Source organism: Stenotrophomonas sp. GD03794 (assembly GCF_029842145.1).
GTDB classification, from domain to species: Bacteria; Pseudomonadota; Gammaproteobacteria; order Xanthomonadales; family Xanthomonadaceae; genus Stenotrophomonas; species Stenotrophomonas riyadhensis.
Map to the genome: position 1 here is coordinate 1 of NZ_JAOCFV010000009.1, position 18,458 is coordinate 18,458.

Sequence of the window (18,458 nt, forward strand, 5' to 3'; positions counted from 1 at the left end):
TGTCCTTCTTCGCCGCCATCGCGGCAGCCAGTTCGGCCTTGAATTCTTCGAAGGTCTGGCCCTTCTCTTTCGCTTCGGCCTGCGCGGCATCGCGCAGCGCATCGGAATACATCAGGCGCACCGGCGTACCGTTGCGCTCGTGCAGTTCACCGGCCTGCATGATCAGCGCCAGCACCTGCGCGGCCGAGTCACTGTGCCCGGCGATGCGGCCATCCATGCCCAGCACCCATTCGCCATCACGGCGCACGACACCGGCCAGCAGGGTGCGCTGCGCATCGCGCAGCTCGGCATGCGGCTCCACCGGCGAGGCCTGGGCAGCGGCCTTGTTGGCGGCCTGCTTTTCCTGGCGACGGCGCTGGTCGCGGCGGGTCTTGGAGCTGGTGGACATGGTGCGGTACCGCTGCGAGGGGGGCGCAAGGATAGCGCACCCCGCCCGCAGTACCGCTTCACGTCGCCTCAGTCCAGTACTTTGCCGTGCCTCCAGTAGCCCATGAAGGTGATCGCGCGGCGGTCCAGCCCACAGTCGCGGACCAGATGGCGACGGATCGCCATCACGGCCCCTGCCTCGCCTGCCACCCAGGCATACAGCGGTCCGCCCACACTGGCATCGGCCTGCTCCCAGAGGATCTGCGCGTCGACGTCGATCTCTTCCAGCGCATCGTCGGCAGCCACGCTCGACGCCGCCGCCAAGCGCGCCTGCACTGCCTGCAGCAGGGGCTGCCCGTACGTCGCCTGCCCGCGCGGCAACCAGACCAGCTCGGCCGTGACCGGCGCCTTCAGGGGAACCGCATCACCGGCCTGCGCCACCTCCAGCAGGGCCAGCGTGCGCGGCGGATCCACCATGGCCGCCAGTTCCTCGAGAATCCCGGCCACTGCCGGCAACGCGGTCTCGTCAGCCACCAGCAGCACCTGGCCAACGCCGGCCGGCGGCTTCCATTCCCAGCCTTCGCTGCTCTCGGCGCAGTCGGCGTCCGGGGCCAGCAGCACCACGCGGTCTCCCGGCCTTGCATGCATGGCCCAGCGCGAAGCGGGCCCGGTCACGCCGTGGATGACGAAATCGACGTCGACCTCGCCCTGCTCGGCGCGTAGCTGGCGGATCGTGTAGGTGCGCATCGGCGGGCGCTGATCATCCGGCAGCGCCCGGTAGCGCGGGTACCAGTCCTCGCCGCTGGGGACCTGCGGCAGGTCCTGGCCGGGCAAGGGGAAGAACACCTTGATCCGCTGGTCCGGGCCTTCGGTCTTCATCCGCGCCACGTCGGCACCAGTGAACACCATGCGGTCCAGGGAAGGGGAGAGAACGCGGCGCTCCTTCAGCGCCACCTCGAACAGGCGGTAGGTCTGCTGCGCAGCCATGGGGGAACCTCATGCAACGGCATCGGATTGGCTGGCTGTCGTGCACCTGTGCACCGGCTGGCTGGAGTGCCCAGCCTAGTCCCGTGGTTTCCCGTCGCAAGCGCTGCGGGCGTCGCGGCCTGCCCTACCCCTGCACGCTGCTCAGTGACCCGTGCAGACTGCCTGCGCCGCGCGTTCACGTTGGTGTTCCCAGTACCAGAACACGAAACCAGCACCGAAGAAGGCGGCCTGGCCCAACGCCAGGTGCAGCGGGCTGGCGCTGAGCAGCGGCGACACCACGCCGGCCACCACCGTGCTGATCATCAGCTGCACGAAGGCCTGCAGCGACGAGGCCAGGCCGCGCTGGTGCGGGTACATGTCCAGCACCGCCAGCGCCAGGATCGGGAAAATCAGCGCCATGCCCATGCCGCCCAGGAAGATCGGCAGCACCGCCCACGGCAGCACGAACTGCGGGGCCAGCGCCACGTAGCCGACGTTCAGCAGCACCGACAGCGCGCACAGGACGAAACCGATGGCGACCTGGCGGGTGGGCGTGGTGTGCCCGGCCATGCGCCCCGACAGGAACGAGCCGGTGGTCATGCCGCCGATGGTGGGGATGAACAGCCAGGCAAAACCACCCTCGCCCAGATGCAGGTGCTGCATCACGAACACCGGCGCCGAGGAGATGTACAGGAAGATGCCGCCGAAACCGATGCTGCCGGCCAGCGCCAGGCGCAGGAACCGCGGGTTGAAACCAATGCGCACGTAATCGCGCATCAGCACGCGCGGCGACAACGGCACCCGTGCCTCCACCGGATGGGTTTCCGGCAGGTAGCGTGCGGTCGCCGCCAGCAGGACCAGTGCGAACACCACCAGGAACCAGAAGATCAGTGGCCAGCCGGCGCCGCTGAGCAGGATCCAGCCACCGATGATCGGTGCGATCGCCGGTGCGATGCCGAACAGCATCGACACCTGGCTCATCAGTCGCTGCGCGTCGTGGCCGTGGTACAGGTCGCGGATCACCGCGCGGCCGACGATCATGCCGACGCCCGCGGACAGTCCCTGCAGCGCGCGGAACGCCAGCAGCGTGGTCAGGTCGGTGGACAGCGCGCAGCCAACCGAAGCGCCGACGAACACCACCAGGCCGCCAAGGATCACCCGCTTGCGGCCCCAGGCATCGGACAGCGGGCCGTGCGCCAGGCTCATCAGGCCGTAGAACAGCAGGTATACGCTGATGGTCTGCTGCACTGCCACCTCGTCCACCGCCAGGCGCTGGGCCAGCTGCGGGAACGCCGGGAAGATGGTGTCGATCGAGAACGGACCGAACATGGCCAGGCCGGCGAGCAGCAGGGCCATGCGGCGGGTGGAGGGAGCAACAGCGGCGGTCATGGGAAAGGCGTCCGGGAGGGCCATGCGCGGCACGCACGGCGGGCGCCGGTCCCCCTGCAGCAGGGACGGCGCCAGATGAATTCGGGTATCCGCCCATCATAGGTGGGGATTGCGCCTGATGCCATGCAGCAGTGCACAAAACGCACGGACGGGCCATCGGCCATTCAGGCGCGGCGGCCAGGTCCGAAGGCGGCCGGCGCGCCCGCAACGGGCTATAATCGGCGGGCAACACGGTGGGAGAAGCGGAACACCGCTGCCGAAGGCGCAACGCCCGTAATCGCTCAGGCCCGATACCACCCGTAACACAACTCTGGAGAGACCGGTTCGATCCGGCGCCGAAGGGGCACGAAGCTGCGGTTCGCCGCGCTTCCAAACTCTCAGGCAAAAGGACAGAGGGGCGCCCCGCAGACCGCCGACCGGCGGCTTGTGCCCGTGCGTGTGCCCTTTCCTGACGGATCCTTCGCCATGTCCCAGAACACCCCTTCCCTGCGTGAGCTCGAGCATCATTCCGCGTTCGTCGAGCGCCACATCGGTCCCAACGATGCCGAGATCGCGCAGATGCTCGACGTCGTCGGCCACGCGTCGCTGGATGCGATGACCGATGCCATCGTGCCGGCCAAGATCAAGTCGCCGGCGCCGCTGGCGCTGCCGGAGTCGATGACCGAAGTGCAGGCACTGGCGAAGATCCGTGCGATCGCCGACAAGAACACCGTGCTGCGCAGCTTCATCGGCCAGGGCTACTACGGTACCCACACGCCGAACGTGATCCTGCGCAACATCCTGGAAAACCCGGCCTGGTACACCGCCTACACCCCGTACCAGGCGGAAATCTCGCAGGGCCGCATGGAAGCGCTGATCAACTTCCAGACCCTGTGCGCCGACCTCACCGGCATGGAAATCGCCAACGCCTCGCTGCTGGACGAAGCCACCGCCGCCGCTGAAGCGATGACCCTGGCCAAGCGTTCGGCCAAGTCGAAGTCGGACACCTTCTTCGTGCACGACGCCGTGCACCCGCAGACCCTGGAGCTGCTGCGCACCCGCGCCGAGCCCATGGGCATCGTGCTGCGCGTCGGCACCCCGGCCGAAGCGCTGGAAGCGGAAGCCTTCGGCCTGCTGCTGCAGTACCCGGACACCTTCGGCCAGGTCGGCGACTACAAGGCGCTGGTCGATGCCGTGCACGCACGCGGCGGCCTGGTGGCCGTGGCCACCGACCTGCTGGCGCTGACCCTGCTGGCCGCCCCGGGCGAATGGGGTGCGGACATCGTGGTCGGCAACAGCCAGCGTTTCGGCGTGCCGTTCGGCTTCGGTGGCCCGCACGCGGCCTTCATGGCCTGCCGCGACGCCTACAAGCGCTCGATGCCGGGCCGCCTGATCGGCGTCTCGGTCGATGCCCAGGGCAACCCGGCCTACCGCCTGACCCTGCAGACCCGCGAGCAGCACATCCGCCGCGAGAAGGCCACCTCCAACATCTGTACCGCACAGGTGCTGCTGGCGGTGATGGCGTCGATGTATGCCGTCTACCACGGCCCGGAAGGCCTGACCCGCATCGCCCGCCGCACCCATCGCCTGGCCTCGATCCTGGCTGCGGCGCTGCGCAAGGCCGGCGTGCAGGTTGGTGGCGACTTCTTCGACACCCTGCATGTCACTGGCGTGCACGCCGATGAGATCCACGCCAAGGCCCGCGCCGCCGGCTACAACCTGCGCGCGATCGACAGCGACTCGGTCGGCATCAGCCTGGACGAGACCACCACCCGCGCCGACATCGTTGCCGTGGCTGCCGTATTCGGTGCCGCACTGGATGTCGACGCGCTGGATGCCAGCACCGCCGATGCCCTGCCGGCGGGCCTGCTGCGCCAGTCCGCATTCCTGACCCACCCGGTGTTCAACACCCACCACAGCGAGCACGAACTGCTGCGCTACCTGCGTTCGCTGGCCGACAAGGACCTGGCGATGGACCGCACGATGATCCCACTGGGCTCGTGCACCATGAAGCTCAACGCCACCGCCGAGATGATCCCGGTGACCTGGCCGGAGTTCTCGCAGATCCACCCGCTGGTGCCGGCCGACCAGGCGCTGGGCTACAAGGAACTGATCGATACGCTGGAAGCGATGCTGGTCGAGTGCACCGGCTACGATGCGGTCAGCCTGCAGCCGAACTCCGGCGCGCAGGGCGAGTACGCCGGCCTGCTGGCGATCCGCGCCTTCCACCGCTCGCGCGGTGAGGAACATCGCGACATCTGCCTGATTCCGGACTCGGCGCACGGCACCAACCCGGCCTCGGCACAGATGTGCGGCATGAAGGTGGTGGTCACCAAGACCGATGCCAACGGCAACGTCGATGTCGAGGACATCCGCCTCAATGCCGAAAAGTACAGCGACCGCCTGGCCGCGATCATGATGACCTACCCGTCCACGCACGGCGTGTTCGAGGAAGAGGTGGTGGAGATCTGCGAGATCATCCACAAGCACGGCGGCCAGGTGTACACCGACGGTGCCAACATGAACGCCCTGGTCGGCGTGGCCAAGCCGGGCAAGTGGGGTTCGGATGTTTCGCACCTGAACCTGCACAAGACCTTCTGCATCCCGCACGGCGGTGGCGGCCCGGGCGTCGGCCCGTGCGCGGTCAAGGAGCACCTGGCCCCGTTCCTGCCGGGCAAGCTGGGTGACCACGGCCCGGTCGGCATGGTCAGCGCAGCCAGCTTCGGCAGCGCCTCGATCCTGCCGATCAGCTGGATGTACATCGCGATGATGGGCACCGAAGGCCTGCGCAAGGCCACCCAGGTCGCGCAGCTCAATGCCAACTACATCGCCAAGCGCCTGGCCCCGCACTTCAAGACCCTGTACACCGGCCGCAACGGCCTGGTGGCGCATGAGTGCATCCTGGACGTGCGCCCGCTGGAGAAGACCAGCGGCATCGGTGCCGAGGACGTGGCCAAGCGCCTGATCGACTTCGGCTTCCACGCCCCGACCCTGAGCTTCCCGGTGGCCGGCACGCTGATGGTCGAACCGACCGAGAGCGAGTCGCTGCACGAGCTGGATCGCTTCATCAACGCGATGATCCAGATCCGCGAGGAAATCACCGCGATCGAAGACGGCCGCCTGGACCGCGAGGACAACCCGCTGAAGAACGCACCGCACACTGCCACCGCAGTAACCGCGAGCGAGTGGACCCACGCCTACCCGCGCGAACTTGCCGCCTTCCCGCTGGCCAGCCTGAAGCAGAGCAAGTACTGGCCGCCGGTGGCCCGTGTCGACAACGTGTACGGCGACAAGAACGTGATGTGCGCCTGCATCCCGGTCGATGCCTACAAGGATGATGAAGTCGAGGCGTGATTCCTCGCTGCATCGGTAAAGAAAACGGCCCGCGCAAGCGGGCCGTTTTCATAAGGGCGTATGGACCAGGGCCCACACCCACAAACATCCGATCACGGGTCCGGCATCTGCCCCTGGCTCAGCTGCCACGACACCCCGAAGCGGTCCTGCACCCAGCCATAGCGGTTGCTGAAGTCATAGTCGCCCACCGGCATCAGCCAGTGGCCGCCCTCACCCAGCACGCGTGCGGCACGTTCGAACTGCTCGGCACCGGAACACTCGACGAACAACGAGATCGACGGGGTGAAGGTGAATTCGTGCACGTCCAGGCTGTCGAAGCACAGGTAGTGGGTGCCACCGAGCAGGAAGATCGCCTGGCGGACCTGCCCAGGCACACCGGCGCCGGCCCCCTCGGGGTGGCGTTGCAGGGCCAGCAGGCGGAAATCGGCAAAGGCTTCGGCGTACAGGGCCAACGCGGCCTCGGCCTGGCCGGTGAACATCAGGAAGGGACGGCTGCGCAGCATGCGGTGCTCCTGGTCGACGGGCCGGTGACGGCCCACGCGATCAGGATGGCACGGCAGATGTGCAGCCCCCGTGGTAGTGCCGGCCGCTGGCCGGCAGCTTCAGTCACGCCTCGCGCATGCGCCGCGCGATGGCGCTGCTGGCGGCGATCGTGGCGGTCAGTGCCACCATCGACAGGAACTGCAGCCGGGTGTGCGACTCGCTCAGCAGCAGGCCGAAGATCAGTGCCAGAATCGCCAGCGCGCAGCAGGTCAACCACGGGAAGCCGGCCATGCGGAACGGCAGCCGGGTACCCAGGCGATCCGCGCGGCGACGCAGTACCAGCTGCGAGACCAGCGACAGCGTCCACACCAGCAGGCAGGTGGAACCGACGATGTTCAGCAGCACCGGCAGCACCCTGTCCGGGAACAGCAGCTCCATCACCGTGGCGGCGAAACCGAACAGCACGCTGGCCAGCACAGCGATCACCGGCACCTGGCGCGGATCGGTCCAGCCCAACACGGCCGGCGCCTCACGACGCTGCGCCAGCGAATACATCATGCGCGAGGCACCGTAGAGGTTGGCATTGAGCGCCGACAGCAGCGCGATCACGGCAATCAGGGTGATGGCGGTACCGGCGCCCGGGATGCGGGCGATGTCCAGCACGGCGGCGAACGGCGACTTCAGTGCCTCGCTGGTCCATGGCACCACGGCGATGATCACGCTCAGCGAGCCGATGTAGAACACCAGGATGCGCCAGGCCACGGTGCGGATGGCACGGGCGATGCTGCGCTCGGGATCTTCGGTTTCGGCCGCCGCCACGGCCACGATCTCGGTACCGCCAAAGGCAAAAACGACAACCAGCAGTGCCGCGCCGATCCCGGCCAGCCCCTTCGGCGCGAAGCCGCCATGCTCGGTGAAGTTGCTCAGGCCCGGCGAGGTCACCTGCGGCAGCCAGCCCATCAGCAGCGCCACACCGATGGCGATGAAGGCCAGGATCGCCGCCACCTTGAGGATGGCGAACCAGAATTCGAACTCCCCGAAGTTCTTCACTCCGAGCAGGTTGATCGCGGTGAAGAACAGCATGAAGGCCAACGCCGCCATCGGTACCGGTATCGCCGGCCAGACCGTGGCCAGCAGCCCGGCTGCACCCACTGCTTCGGCGGCGATCACGATCACCAGCTGCACCCACCACAGCCAGCCCACGGTGGCACCGGCGGTAGCGCCCATGGCGTCGGCTGCATACACCGAGAACGCGCCGCTGGTGGGCTTGGCCGCCGCCATCTCACCCAGCGCGTTCATCACGATGATCACCAGCGCACCAGCGACCAGATACGACACCAGAACCGCCGGACCGGCCGCCTGCACACCCACGCCCGAGCCGAGGAAGAGGCCGGCGCCGATGGCGCTGCCCAAGCCCATCATGATCAGCTGGCGGGGCTTGAGCGAATGTCCGAGGCGGGACGGCGAAGCGGTCGGAATCGAGTTGGGCATCGGCGGGGCTGGCGGCGGGCTACAGGGGCGACACCTTACCCTGTCCCGTGCCCATGGGGATAGGCACAGCGCAGCAGGCCGCTCAGGCCAGCGCCGGCTCGCCGACGTTGCCACCAATACGGGCGCGGTAGGCGCGCGGCGAGAAACCGGTTTCAGCCTTGAACTTGCGGGTAAAGGCGCTCTGGTCGCTGAAACCGCAGGCCTGGCCGATGCAGGCGATGCTGTCGTCGCCGTGCAGCAGGTGCATGGCCATCTGGATCCGCAGCCGGGTCAGCACCTGCTGCGGGGTCATCTGGAACACCTTGCGGAAACTGCGCTCCAGCTTGGACAGCGAGAAGCCGGTGATGTCGAGCAGGGTCTGCATGCGCACGTTCTCGGCGTAGTGCGCATTGAGGTGGGCCAGCGCCAGCCGCAGCTGCTCGTACTGGGTGCCCAGGCTGTCCTTCTGGCCAAGGTCGCGGGATATGCCGATCAGGCCCTCGATGGTCCCATCGACCACCAGCGGGCGCTTGCAGGTCAGGCACCAGCCCGGTTCGCGGTTGGCGAACAGGTGCAGCTCCATCAGGTTCTCGATCACCTCGCCGGACAGCACGCGGGCGTCCTGGTCGACGTAGTCCGCACTGAGGCCGGTCGGGTAGATTTCAGCCGCGGTACGCCCGATCACGTCCTTGCGCGCGCGCAGGCCCAGCCGCCGCAGCATGGTCTGGTTGACGTGGGTGTAACGCCCCTGAAGGTCCTTGATGAAGAACAGCACATCCGGGATGGCGTCGAACAGGGCTTCGATGTCGGCGGGCTCGACTCGCATGCCACAAGCATAGCCGAGGCCCCTTGCCGGTGCGATCACCCTTGCGGGACTTGCGCTTAACGCCGCCAGGCCCACCGTGGGGGCCAGCCCCCACCGGAGAACCGGCCATGCCCCGCGGTGACAAGTCCGCCTATACCGAAAAGCAGAAGCGCCAGGCCGAGCACATCGAAGAGAGCGAGCGCGAGCGCGGTGCCAGCGAAAGCACCGCAGAGCGCATCGCCTGGGCCACTGTGAACAAGCAGGATGGCGGTGGCAAGCGCAGTGGCAGTGGGCGCAAGGTGGCGAAGAAGGCAACGGCGAAGAAGGCGCCGGCCCGCAAGGCGGCCAAGAAGAAAGCAGCAAAGAAGGCGGTGGCCAAGAAGGCCAGCACCACCACTTCACGCAGCGCTGCCGCAAAGAAGGCGGCGAAGACCCGTGCGGCGAAGAAGACCGTGCGCAAGGTGGCGGCGAAGAAAGCAGCACGTACCCGCGCGCGCGGCTGAGCCCTTCGATCAGGGCGACAGCGTCCTCATCCACGCGGCAATTTCGGCTGCAGCTGCATCAGCGCGCGCCTGCAGCAGCAGATGTGGCCCCTGCAACGACACATGGCGGGCATCGGGCAACAGGACCTGCAGCTCGGCCACGCTGGGCGGCCATAGCAGGCGGTCCTGCTGGGCATGCAGGCACAGCGTCGGCAACACGAGTTCCGGCAGCAGTGCACGAACATCCACCTGCAGCGTCGCCGCAGCACGCTGGCGCAGGGTTGCCGCTGGCACCTGCGTGATTGCCAGGCTCAGCTCGCGCAGGTTCGCACGCGTCCGCCATTGCCCCAGCAGCAACCGGGCCATCAACGCCAGTGGCGGCAACGGCCACGCCGGAGCCAGTATCCGTGCGCTCGCCGCAGGCAGCGGCACCGGCCTCCGTGCGAAGGTCGTACTCAGTACCAACCCTCGCAGGCCCGGCGGTGGCGCCGCCGCCAGCTCAACGGCCAGGGGACCGGCGAACGATTCGGCCAGCAGCACAAAAGGAGATGCCGGAAGCTGCGGGCGCAGGATCGACGCCAACGTCGTGTAGTCCTGTGGTCCCCGCGCGGGCATCGGCAGCACCTGCATCTGGATGCCCCGCGCCTGCATCGCCTCTACGAAGTGCGCCGACAGCAGGCCGGTGCCATCCAGACCTGGCAGCATCACGACCGGCAGCATCACGGCATTCATCACGTTGATCACCCTTCAGGTTTCTTCGCGCGGTTCCCTGCCTGCAGCTTCACTCATTGGCTCGGCCCAAGGAAGTGCACGGCGGCACACGTGGCGCTACGCTGGTGGTCCCGACGGAACGGAGAAGGCGGCATGCGCAAGCCACGCTGGCTCAGCTGGCCGGAAAGACCTGGACGACCGTCTACCTGCTGGTGACGCCCCCTACCCTGATCGTGCTGTATGCCGTGGGGGCCAGGCTCGGCATGTGTCTTTGAACAATGATGGCGGTGTGTCCGCCTCTCTGGGCAGGCAACGGGAATACGGCTGCCCAGGGCGGCCGTATTCCTGTCACGGGTTCAGCAGCCTGCTCAGGCTGCGCGACGCGGCACAACTGAAGCAGCTTCGCCTTCCACCTTGAACACCGACACCGACGTGGTCAGTGCATGCGCCTGTTCTTCCAGCGCGCGACTGGCCGCGGTGGCTTCTTCCACCAGCGCAGCGTTCTGCTGGGTCACCTGGTCCATCTGCACCACCACCTGGTTGACCTGCTCGATACCGGCGGCCTGCTCCTTGCTCGCCGCAGCGATGTCGCTCATCAGCTGGGTCGTGCGCGAACTTGCCTGCGCCACGCGCGCGATCGCCGCCTCCGATTCAACGGTCACTGCCAGGCCACTTTTCACCTTCGCAGCGGCGTCTTCGATCAGTTCCTTGATCTCCTTGGCGGCGACACCGGCACGCTGTGCGAGCGTGCGCACTTCGCTGGCGACCACGGCGAAACCACGGCCCTGCTCACCTGCACGCGCCGCTTCCACTGCAGCATTCAGCGCCAGGATGTTGGTCTGGAACGCGATGCCGTCGATCACCGTGGAGATTTCCGAGATGCGTGCCGAGGACTGGTCGATCTCACCCATGACCGACGCCATCTGTGCCATCGCCTGTTCGGTCTCGCGTACAGCGGCACCGGCGGCATGCGCTTCACTGTCGGCCTGACGCGCCAGCTCGGCGTTCTGGCGCACGGTGGAGGTCAGTTCCTCCATCGATGCGGCCGCTTCTTCCAGATTGGCTGCCTGCTGCTCGGTACGGCGCGACAGGTCGTTGTTGCCGGCGGCCAGTTCCTGCGCCGCGTTGTTGATGCTGTCGGCAGCCACCTGGATGCCTCGCACGATGCCGGTCAGCTGTGCGGTGGTGGTGTTGGCGTCGTCGCGCATACGGGCGAACACGCCGTCGTACTCGCCGTCCATGCGTGCGGTCAGGTCGCCGTGCGAGATCGCGCGCAGCACGTCGGAGACATCGGCGATGCTGGCCTGTGAACTGGCCATCATGCCGTTGAGGTGCTCGACCATCGCCTTGAACTGGAACTGGAATGCAGCGGCGTCGCCACGCATGCTGAAATCACCGGCGCGCGCGGCGCGGGCCAGTTCATCGATCTGCGCGTTGATTGCCATCAGGCTCTGCTTCACTGCCGCCAGGGTGCGGGTCAGCGTGCCCTTCTCGCCCGGGTAATCCGGCAGGTCACGGCTGAGGTCGCCGATGGCGTAGCGCTGCATCACCTCGGCCATCAGCAGCTCCACCTGCACGTGCGATTCGACCAGGCTGTTGGTGGCCTGCACCATGCGGCCGAAGTCACCGGGGAACGCCGTGACGTCCATGCGATAGCGGATCGCGCCGGCCTCATGCTGCTCTGCCATCTGCAGCTGTGCGCCGATCGCCGCCTGCACACTCTGCCGCACACTGGCCATGGCTTCGCCCAGCTGGGTCAGTTCATCGCGGCCACCAAGACGAAACTCCTGGTCCAACTGTCCCTTGGACAGGCGTTCGGCCAGGTTCACGGCGCGGGCCAGCGGGCCGGTCAGGCTGCGGCCGATCATCACCGAGGCACCGATGCCCACCAGCAGCGCGACACCGCCCAGCACCAGCAGCTGCAGCAGACTGCGCTCACCCAGACGAATCGCCTCGGCGGCGGCATCACGGCTTTCCTTCTCTTCGAAGTCCACGCCATCGGACAGCGCCTTGTTCCAGCCATTGGCCGCTTCCTGCACCGGCCCCAGGGTCAGCGCCACGGCGCCCGGGTAGTCGCCCTGCTCCATCAGTTCGCTGGTCTGCTTGTTGAGCGGGCGCGCAATGGCACGCTTGGCCGCGATGGTTTCGGCAATGGCCTTGCCGTCGGCGTCGCTGGGCAGCGCCTGGTAGGCGGTCCAGCTGGCCTCGTAGCGCTTCACCAGATCGGCGATGCGCTGCTCGTCGTGGCCGCGGTCTTCGCCCTGGCGGATCAGCATCTCGCGGCGCACCACCATCATCTGGTTGTTGGCATCGAGCATCTGCGACAGCAGGCGCACCTTGGCCACGCTGACGTCGACCACCTGCTGCATCGCGCGCTTCTGCACGACACTGGCGGTGGCGCCGGTGGCCACCACGGCGGCGACCAGCAGCAGCAACAGGCCAAAGCCCAGCCCAAGACGCCAGGCAACCCTGACATTCCTCAAGTAGTTCATCGGTACATCCAAAACGGGGGGATGCGCCCCTATCGGCCGCTGCCGGGCGTGGCTTGATGGCGACCATGCCATCCGGCCGGGTACGGTTCAGAGAGGTGATGGCACGGCGGTCACGGCACCCGGCGCTGCCAGCGCCGCGGGGGGAAGGTGAACACCGCCAGCGCAGCGCCCGGAATCAGCAGGAACAACGCCGCCACCTTCCAGAAGAAGAACGGCCACAGCCACACGTAGTCCAGGTCAGTCAGCTTCAGCACGTCCATCGGTGGCAGCAGTTCCACCGAGGCCACGCGCCCCGCCAGCGCGGGCTCGACCTCCAGAACGGTCACCCGCAGCCACGAACGCCCGCGCGGCAGCGCATCCCCCCGGCCATAGCCGAAGTACGAGGCGGCAAATCCACCAGGCTCAACCGATTCCAGCGCGCGGGTAATGCCGGAGCCCGGCACGCCCGAACGCGTTTCGGCGCGGAAGTCAGTTTGATCTGTCGGGGTTTCCGCGCGCAGGCGCACCTCAGGGTCGATCGCCGTGGCAGTACCGTCATCCGCGTAACGCAGGCGCAGCCGCAATTGGTCATCAATGAAGCGGTAGACCGTGACCTCGGCCGTCGCACCCGGGCTCAGCACCAGAGGCAGCACCTGCGTGCGTGAGGCCATGTAGTTGGCGATCGCGCCCAGCACCAGCACCGCGCAGGCAAGCGCCCAAAGGCTCCACAGCACCCACAGGGTGATCCGCACCACCGTTACGCCCTTCACGCTGACATCCGGGTCATCACGTCACTTCCCTGCTGGCCGTGCCGACACAGTAACGAAAAAGCCCCGCTTTCGCGGGGCTCTTCCTGTCACCTACGCCGGGCAGCGCCCGGCGCTACCTCAGGCGAACGGATCCTGCAGGACCATGGTGTGGTCGCGGTCCGGGCCGGTGGAGACGATGCTGATCGGGCAACCGGCCAGCTCTTCCAGCGAACGCAGGTAGGCACGTGCGGCCGGCGGCAGCTCGTCCCAGTTGGTGATGCCGTGGGTGTTCTCGCTCCAGCCCGGGAACTCCAGGTACACCGGGGTGCAGTCTTCCCAGCCCTGCGCGTCCAGCGGCGCGTATTCGGTGCGCTTGCCGTTGTATTCGTACGCAATGCAGACCTTCAGCTTTTCCATGCCATCCAGCACGTCCAGCTTGGTGATGCACAGGCCGCTGATGCCGTTGATGGCCACGGCACGCTTCAGCGCGACAATGTCCATCCAGCCGCAACGACGCGGACGGCCGGTCGAGGCACCGTACTCGGCACCGCGGTCACGGATGCCCTGGCCGACTTCGTCGTCCAGCTCGGTCGGGAACGGGCCGCCGCCGACGCGCGTGGCGTAGGCCTTGGCGATGCCCAGCACGTAGTCGATCGAATCGGCGCCGACGCCGGAACCGGCCAGCGCACCACCAACAGTGGTGTTGGAGCTGGTGACGTACGGGTAGGTGCCGTGGTCGATGTCCAGCAGCGCACCCTGCGCGCCTTCGAACAGCACGCGCTTACCCTGCTTGCGCAGGTCGTGCAGGATGCCGGCCACGTCGGACTTCATCGGCTGCACGTATTCGCCGAAGGCCAGCGCTTCGTCGAAGGTCTTCTGGAAATCGACCGCGTCAGTGTTCAGATACTTGGTCAGCACGAAGTTGTGGTAATCCAGCGCAGTGCGCAGGAGTTCTTCCAGCTGCTTCGGGTAATGCAGGTCGGCGATGCGGATACCGCGACGCGCCACCTTGTCTTCGTAGGCCGGGCCGATGCCACGGCCGGTGGTGCCGATCGCCTTGCCGCCGGCAGCGCGCTCGCGCGCCTGGTCCAGGGCGATGTGGTACGGCATGATCAGCGGCGCGGCCGGGGAGATCTTCAGGCGCGAACGCACTTCCACGCCGGAGGCTTCCAGCTCGGCGATTTCCTTCTGCAGCGCGGCCGGCGAGATCACCACGCCGTTGCCGATCAGGCACAGCGCGTCGTCACGCAGGATGCCCGACGGAATCAGGTGCAGGACGGTCTTCTTGCCGTTGATGACCAGGGTGTGGCCGGCATTGTGGCCGCCCTGGAAGCGCACGACGGCGCCGATTTCCTCAGTGAGCAGATCGACGATCTTGCCCTTGCCTTCATCGCCCCACTGGGCACCCAACACTACGACAGACTGACCCATGACGGGCTCCTCGATTTGTTGCGGCCATCGGGGCCGCGGACGGTTGAACCGTGGCGGGGCTGGCCAGCACCTGGAAGGCGGCTCCAAACGGGGAGCAGCCGGCGATGGAAGGCCCAGACACGGAAAAAGCCGAACGGGGAGGCCCGTCCGGCTTTTGTGCATTATCCGGGTTTCCGGGGTCGGGTGCCACCTTTCCGACGGACGGCTTCACCGGCCGGTCAGGCGCCCCGCCCGGTCGTGCCGGCCGCTGGCCGGCAATGCCAACCAAGGTTGGCATCTACCAGAGCCGCGCCACGCATGTACCGGCCGGTCAGGCACGACCCTTTCAATGCCGGGCCCACCACAGCAGGCTCAGGCCGGCCAGCAGCACCAGCCCGCCGAAGCTGCGCAGGGCCGGGCTGGGCAGGTCCAGCAGGCGCTCGGCCATGCGCTTCCAGGCGAACGGGGCGACGAACAGGAACAGGCCTTCCAGCACCGCCACCAGGCAGACGGCGGCGAACAGATCTTGCATGGGGGACTCCGGAAAAAGCACGGGGCCCGGCATCTGGCCGGGCCCCGTGGGGTACTGCCCTGCGACCTCAGCGGTCGTTCTTCAGGTACTGCAGGAACGGGTCGTTCTTGTCGAGCACGATCACGCCGTTGCCGTCGCTCATGGAGCCACGGTAGGCCTCCAGGCTGCGGTAGAACGCATAGAACGACGGGTCGGCCGAGCCGGCCTTGCCGTAGATGCGCGCCGCATCGGCATCGCCTTCACCGCGCAGGCGCTGTGCATCACGCTCGGCTTCGGCGATCAGCACGGTGCTGTCACGGTCAGCCTGGGCGCGGATGGTCAGCGACTGCTCCTCGCCCTCCGCACGCAGCTTGGCCGCTTCCTGCTTGCGCTGCGCACGCATGCGCTCGTACACGTCATTGATCACCTGACTGTCGGTCGGCAGGTCCACCTGCTTGATGCGCAGGTCGATCATCTGCATGCCGAGGCCGGCCACCGCTTCGTTGATCCCCTTCAGCTGCTCGGCGATCAGCTCGCTGCGGTCGCCGGACACCAGCTGCTGCAGGGTGCGCGAGTTGATCTGGTTGCGCAGCGAGTCGGTGATGATCGGCGCCAGGCGGGCATTGGCGATACGCGGATCGCCGCCGGTGGCACGGAAGTAGTCACCCACGTTGGAGATGTAGCCGATGGCGAAGAAGTCGACGCTGACGTCCTTCTGCTCGGCGGTGAAGTAACGCGCCGGGGCGGTGTCGAGCACCTGGAAGCGGCGGTCGAAGACCTTCACCGTTTCCACCACCGGCACCTTGAAGTGCAGGCCCGGCTTGATGTCCGAACGCACCACCTTGCCCAGGTTCAGCACCATGGCGGTCTGGTCCTCGCGGACCACGTACACCGAGCCAAGCAGGCCCAGCACCACCGCCACGATCACGGCGATCCAGATAGGACTCTTCATCGGCTGCCCTCCTCACGGCCGCTCGGTCGCCCGGTCGGGCGGCCCACCGGCCGGCCCGGATCACGGGAAGCTTCCGCCGCTGCACCCGGCAGCGACGGCATCACCACCTCAGGATTGGTCACTCCCGGCGGCGCCGAGGTGGTGGGACGGGTATCGCCGGTCATCGGCACGTAGATCAGCTGGCGGCCATCGCCACCGATCACCTTGCGGTTCTCGCTCAGCACCTGCTGCACGGTCTCCAGCCACAGGCGCTTGCGGGTCACTTCCGGGGCGTCCTTGTACTGGGCCTGCAACAGGCTGAAGCGCTGCGCGTCACCCTCGGCCTTGGAGACCACGGCCTGCTTGTAGCCTTCGGCGGTGGTACGGGCGCGCGAGGCCTGGCCTCGGGCTTCCGGCACGACCTTGGCGGCGTAGGCCTGGGCTTCGTTGATCAGGCGTTCCTTGACCTGCTGGGCACCGTTGACCTCGTCGAAGGCCGGCTTCACTTCTTCCGGCGGACGGGCGTCCTGCAGGGTCAGGCCGGTCACGGTCAGGCCGGTCTTGAACGCCTTCAGCAGTGCCTGCAGGCGCTCCTCGGCGGCCACGGCCAGCGGGCCACGGTTGTTCAGCACCGCGTTGAGGTCGGCACGGCCGACTTCCTCGCGCACCGCGCTCTGCGCCGACTGCTCCAGCACCTGGTTGGCATCGACCGTGCCGAACAGGTACTGCTGCGGGTCGTCGATGCGGTACTGGACGTTCAGCGAGACGTTGACGATGTTCTCGTCGCGGGTCAGCACCGGCACCTGGATCGAGAAGGTCTTGATCTCGGTGGCATTGACCTTGGTGACCGATTCGATCGGCCACGGCAGCTTGAAGTTCGGGCCGGGCTGCAGGATGCGCGAGAACTGGCCGAAGCGCAGCACCACGCCACGCTGCTGTTCGCCGATCAGCTGGAAGCTGGAGAACAGCACCAGCAACACGACAGCCGCCACCACCCAACGCATGATGCCGCCGTCGAACAGGTCCTTCAGCGGCCCGGGCAGTCCGCCCCAGCCACCACCATTGCCACCGCCGCGCGACCCGAACGGCCCGCGTCGATTGTCCTCGGGGCCTTGTCCGCCCTTGTTGCCGCCGGGTGTATTCCAGGCCATGCACGCTCCATCAAGATTTGGGCTGCGGCGCGGGCCCTTCCCGCACCACCAGCCGTGAAACCATCACCGATCATACAAGATGGGGCGGATCGGCAGGATCGAAAGGGGGGCAACGGGGTAAGGTGGCGTTTTCCTCGAAGTCAGGCAACGCCGATGGCCCCCACCACCCCGTTCACCGCCTTCCGCATCGAAAACGACGACGCCGGCTACCGCAGCGGCCTGGCCCAGCTCAATGTCGACGACCTCAACCCCGGCCAGGTACTGATCCGCGCCCACTGGTCTTCGGTCAACTACAAGGACGCGCTGGCGGGCACCGGCAAGGGCATGATCCTGCGCCGCTTCCCGCTGGTCGGCGGAATCGATGTGGCCGGCACCGTGGTGGCATCCACCGACCCGGACTGGCGTGAAGGCGATGCGGTGCTGGCCACCGGCTGCGGCCTCAGCGAGACCCGCGATGGCGGCTACAGCCAGTATGTGCGGCTGGAGTCGCGTGCGGTGATCGCCCAGCCGGCCGGGCTGACCCCGCGTGAGGCGATGGTGCTGGGCACCGCCGGCTTCACGGCGGCGCTGGCGCTGCTGCGCATGCAGGACAACCGGCAGGTGCCGGAACTCGGCCCGTTGGCGGTCACCGGCGCCAGCGGCGGTGTCGGCGCGCTGGCGCTGTCGATCTTCAGTCGTGCCGGCTACACCGTGCACGCAGTCAGCGGCAAACCGGACCAGGCCGAGTTCCTGCATGGTATCGGCGCCACTGAAGTACTACCGCGCGAGGCACTGTCCGACACCGGCCCGCTGCAGTCGGCCCGCTTCGGCGGGGGCCTCGACAATGCCGGAGGCGACATGCTTGCCAGCCTGCTGGCACAGACGGTGCCCTACGGCAGCGTGGTCAGTGCCGGTCTGGCCGCCAGTCCGACGCTGGATATGACGGTGATGCCGTTCATCCTGCGCGGCGTGTCACTGCTGGGCGTGTCCTCGGCCAATGCACCGCGCGGGCTGCGCGAAGAAGTGTGGTCGCGGCTGGGCAGTGACTGGAAGCCGCAGCAGCTGGACCGCATCTGCACCGCCGAAGTCGGCCTCGATGGCCTTCCTGCCGTATTCGAACGGATGCTGGCGGGCGGTTCGCTGGGCCGCACCGTGGTGCGGATCGACTGAACGTCGCAGGCAGGCGACGGACGGCAGATGCGCCCCTCCCGCCAGTAATGGGCCCGCACTACACTGCGGGCATTACATGGG

16 protein-coding genes and 1 riboswitch are annotated in these 18,458 nt (G+C 67.4%); of the genes, 3 read left to right on the forward strand and 13 right to left on the reverse strand.

What is annotated here, in order from left to right:
- The 3 genes from N5D91_RS07255 to N5D91_RS07265 form a co-directional block, all read right to left on the reverse strand.
- Nucleotides 1–388 (reverse strand): hypothetical protein (locus N5D91_RS07255; RefSeq protein ID WP_279908488.1); only part of this gene is annotated, 388 nt, incomplete at its 3' end.
- A gap of 68 nt (nt 389–456) precedes the next feature.
- Nucleotides 457–1,353 (reverse strand): siderophore-interacting protein, encoded by an 897-nt coding sequence (locus tag N5D91_RS07260; RefSeq protein WP_180855353.1) that lies wholly within the window; start codon nt 1,351–1,353, stop codon nt 457–459.
- A 141-nt stretch (nt 1,354–1,494) separates the two neighbouring features.
- A complete protein-coding gene (locus tag N5D91_RS07265; protein ID WP_106469715.1) occupies nt 1,495–2,721 on the reverse strand; it encodes a multidrug effflux MFS transporter in 1,227 nt (408 codons plus the stop codon).
- A gap of 300 nt (nt 2,722–3,021) precedes the next feature.
- A riboswitch (glycine riboswitch) is annotated at nt 3,022–3,124 on the forward strand.
- A gap of 62 nt (nt 3,125–3,186) precedes the next feature.
- On the opposite strand from N5D91_RS07265, the gene gcvP reads away from it, so the two are divergent.
- Complete coding sequence (gene gcvP / locus N5D91_RS07270; protein ID WP_180855354.1) at nt 3,187–6,054, forward strand: aminomethyl-transferring glycine dehydrogenase; 2,868 nt, start codon at nt 3,187–3,189, stop codon at nt 6,052–6,054.
- Nucleotides 6,055–6,146: 92 nt separating this feature from the next.
- On the opposite strand, the gene N5D91_RS07275 is transcribed toward gcvP, so the two are convergent.
- The 3 genes from N5D91_RS07275 to N5D91_RS07285 all read right to left on the reverse strand — a co-directional run bounded on the left by N5D91_RS07275 (nt 6,147) and on the right by N5D91_RS07285 (nt 8,833).
- Nucleotides 6,147–6,557, reverse strand: coding sequence for a VOC family protein (locus N5D91_RS07275; protein ID WP_180855355.1), 411 nt, complete (start codon nt 6,555–6,557; stop codon nt 6,147–6,149).
- 103 nt (nt 6,558–6,660) lie between these two features.
- Nucleotides 6,661–8,028 (reverse strand): amino acid permease, encoded by a 1,368-nt coding sequence (locus N5D91_RS07280; RefSeq protein ID WP_014038111.1) that lies wholly within the window; start codon nt 8,026–8,028, stop codon nt 6,661–6,663.
- Nucleotides 8,029–8,110: 82 nt separating this feature from the next.
- The gene (locus N5D91_RS07285; RefSeq protein ID WP_164162805.1) at nt 8,111–8,833 is read right to left on the reverse strand and encodes an AraC family transcriptional regulator; all 723 of its coding nucleotides are present in this window, start codon (nt 8,831–8,833) and stop codon (nt 8,111–8,113) included.
- A 107-nt stretch (nt 8,834–8,940) separates the two neighbouring features.
- Here N5D91_RS07285 and N5D91_RS07290 point away from each other — a divergent pair, with 107 nt between their 5' ends.
- A complete protein-coding gene (locus N5D91_RS07290; protein WP_180855356.1) occupies nt 8,941–9,315 on the forward strand; it encodes a hypothetical protein in 375 nt (124 codons plus the stop codon).
- Between the two features lie 9 nt (nt 9,316–9,324).
- On the opposite strand, the gene N5D91_RS07295 is transcribed toward N5D91_RS07290, so the two are convergent.
- The 7 genes from N5D91_RS07295 to hflK all read right to left on the reverse strand — a co-directional run bounded on the left by N5D91_RS07295 (nt 9,325) and on the right by hflK (nt 17,228).
- Nucleotides 9,325–10,026, reverse strand: coding sequence for an alpha/beta hydrolase (locus tag N5D91_RS07295; protein WP_180855363.1), 702 nt, complete (start codon nt 10,024–10,026; stop codon nt 9,325–9,327).
- Nucleotides 10,027–10,373: 347 nt separating this feature from the next.
- Nucleotides 10,374–12,497 (reverse strand): methyl-accepting chemotaxis protein, encoded by a 2,124-nt coding sequence (locus N5D91_RS07300; RefSeq protein WP_180855357.1) that lies wholly within the window; start codon nt 12,495–12,497, stop codon nt 10,374–10,376.
- A gap of 110 nt (nt 12,498–12,607) precedes the next feature.
- The gene (locus N5D91_RS07305; protein ID WP_180855358.1) at nt 12,608–13,246 is read right to left on the reverse strand and encodes a hypothetical protein; all 639 of its coding nucleotides are present in this window, start codon (nt 13,244–13,246) and stop codon (nt 12,608–12,610) included.
- Nucleotides 13,247–13,363: 117 nt separating this feature from the next.
- Nucleotides 13,364–14,656 carry an adenylosuccinate synthase gene (locus tag N5D91_RS07310; RefSeq protein WP_006463282.1) on the reverse strand — a complete coding sequence of 431 codons (1,293 nt, stop codon included), beginning with the start codon at nt 14,654–14,656 and terminating at the stop codon, nt 13,364–13,366.
- Nucleotides 14,657–14,981: 325 nt separating this feature from the next.
- Nucleotides 14,982–15,167 (reverse strand): DUF2065 family protein, encoded by a 186-nt coding sequence (locus N5D91_RS07315; protein WP_180855359.1) that lies wholly within the window; start codon nt 15,165–15,167, stop codon nt 14,982–14,984.
- Between the two features lie 67 nt (nt 15,168–15,234).
- Nucleotides 15,235–16,098, reverse strand: a complete 864-nt coding sequence (locus tag N5D91_RS07320) for a protease modulator HflC (protein WP_088026795.1) — start codon at nt 16,096–16,098, stop codon at nt 15,235–15,237.
- Nucleotides 16,095–17,228, reverse strand: coding sequence for an FtsH protease activity modulator HflK (hflK, locus tag N5D91_RS07325; RefSeq protein WP_049401370.1), 1,134 nt, complete (start codon nt 17,226–17,228; stop codon nt 16,095–16,097). Before hflK ends, N5D91_RS07320 begins: the two co-directional genes overlap by 4 nt.
- Nucleotides 17,229–17,381: 153 nt before the next feature.
- Here hflK and N5D91_RS07330 point away from each other — a divergent pair, with 153 nt between their 5' ends.
- Nucleotides 17,382–18,377 carry a YhdH/YhfP family quinone oxidoreductase gene (locus tag N5D91_RS07330; protein ID WP_180855360.1) on the forward strand — a complete coding sequence of 332 codons (996 nt, stop codon included), beginning with the start codon at nt 17,382–17,384 and terminating at the stop codon, nt 18,375–18,377.
- Nucleotides 18,378–18,458 lie beyond the last annotated feature (81 nt).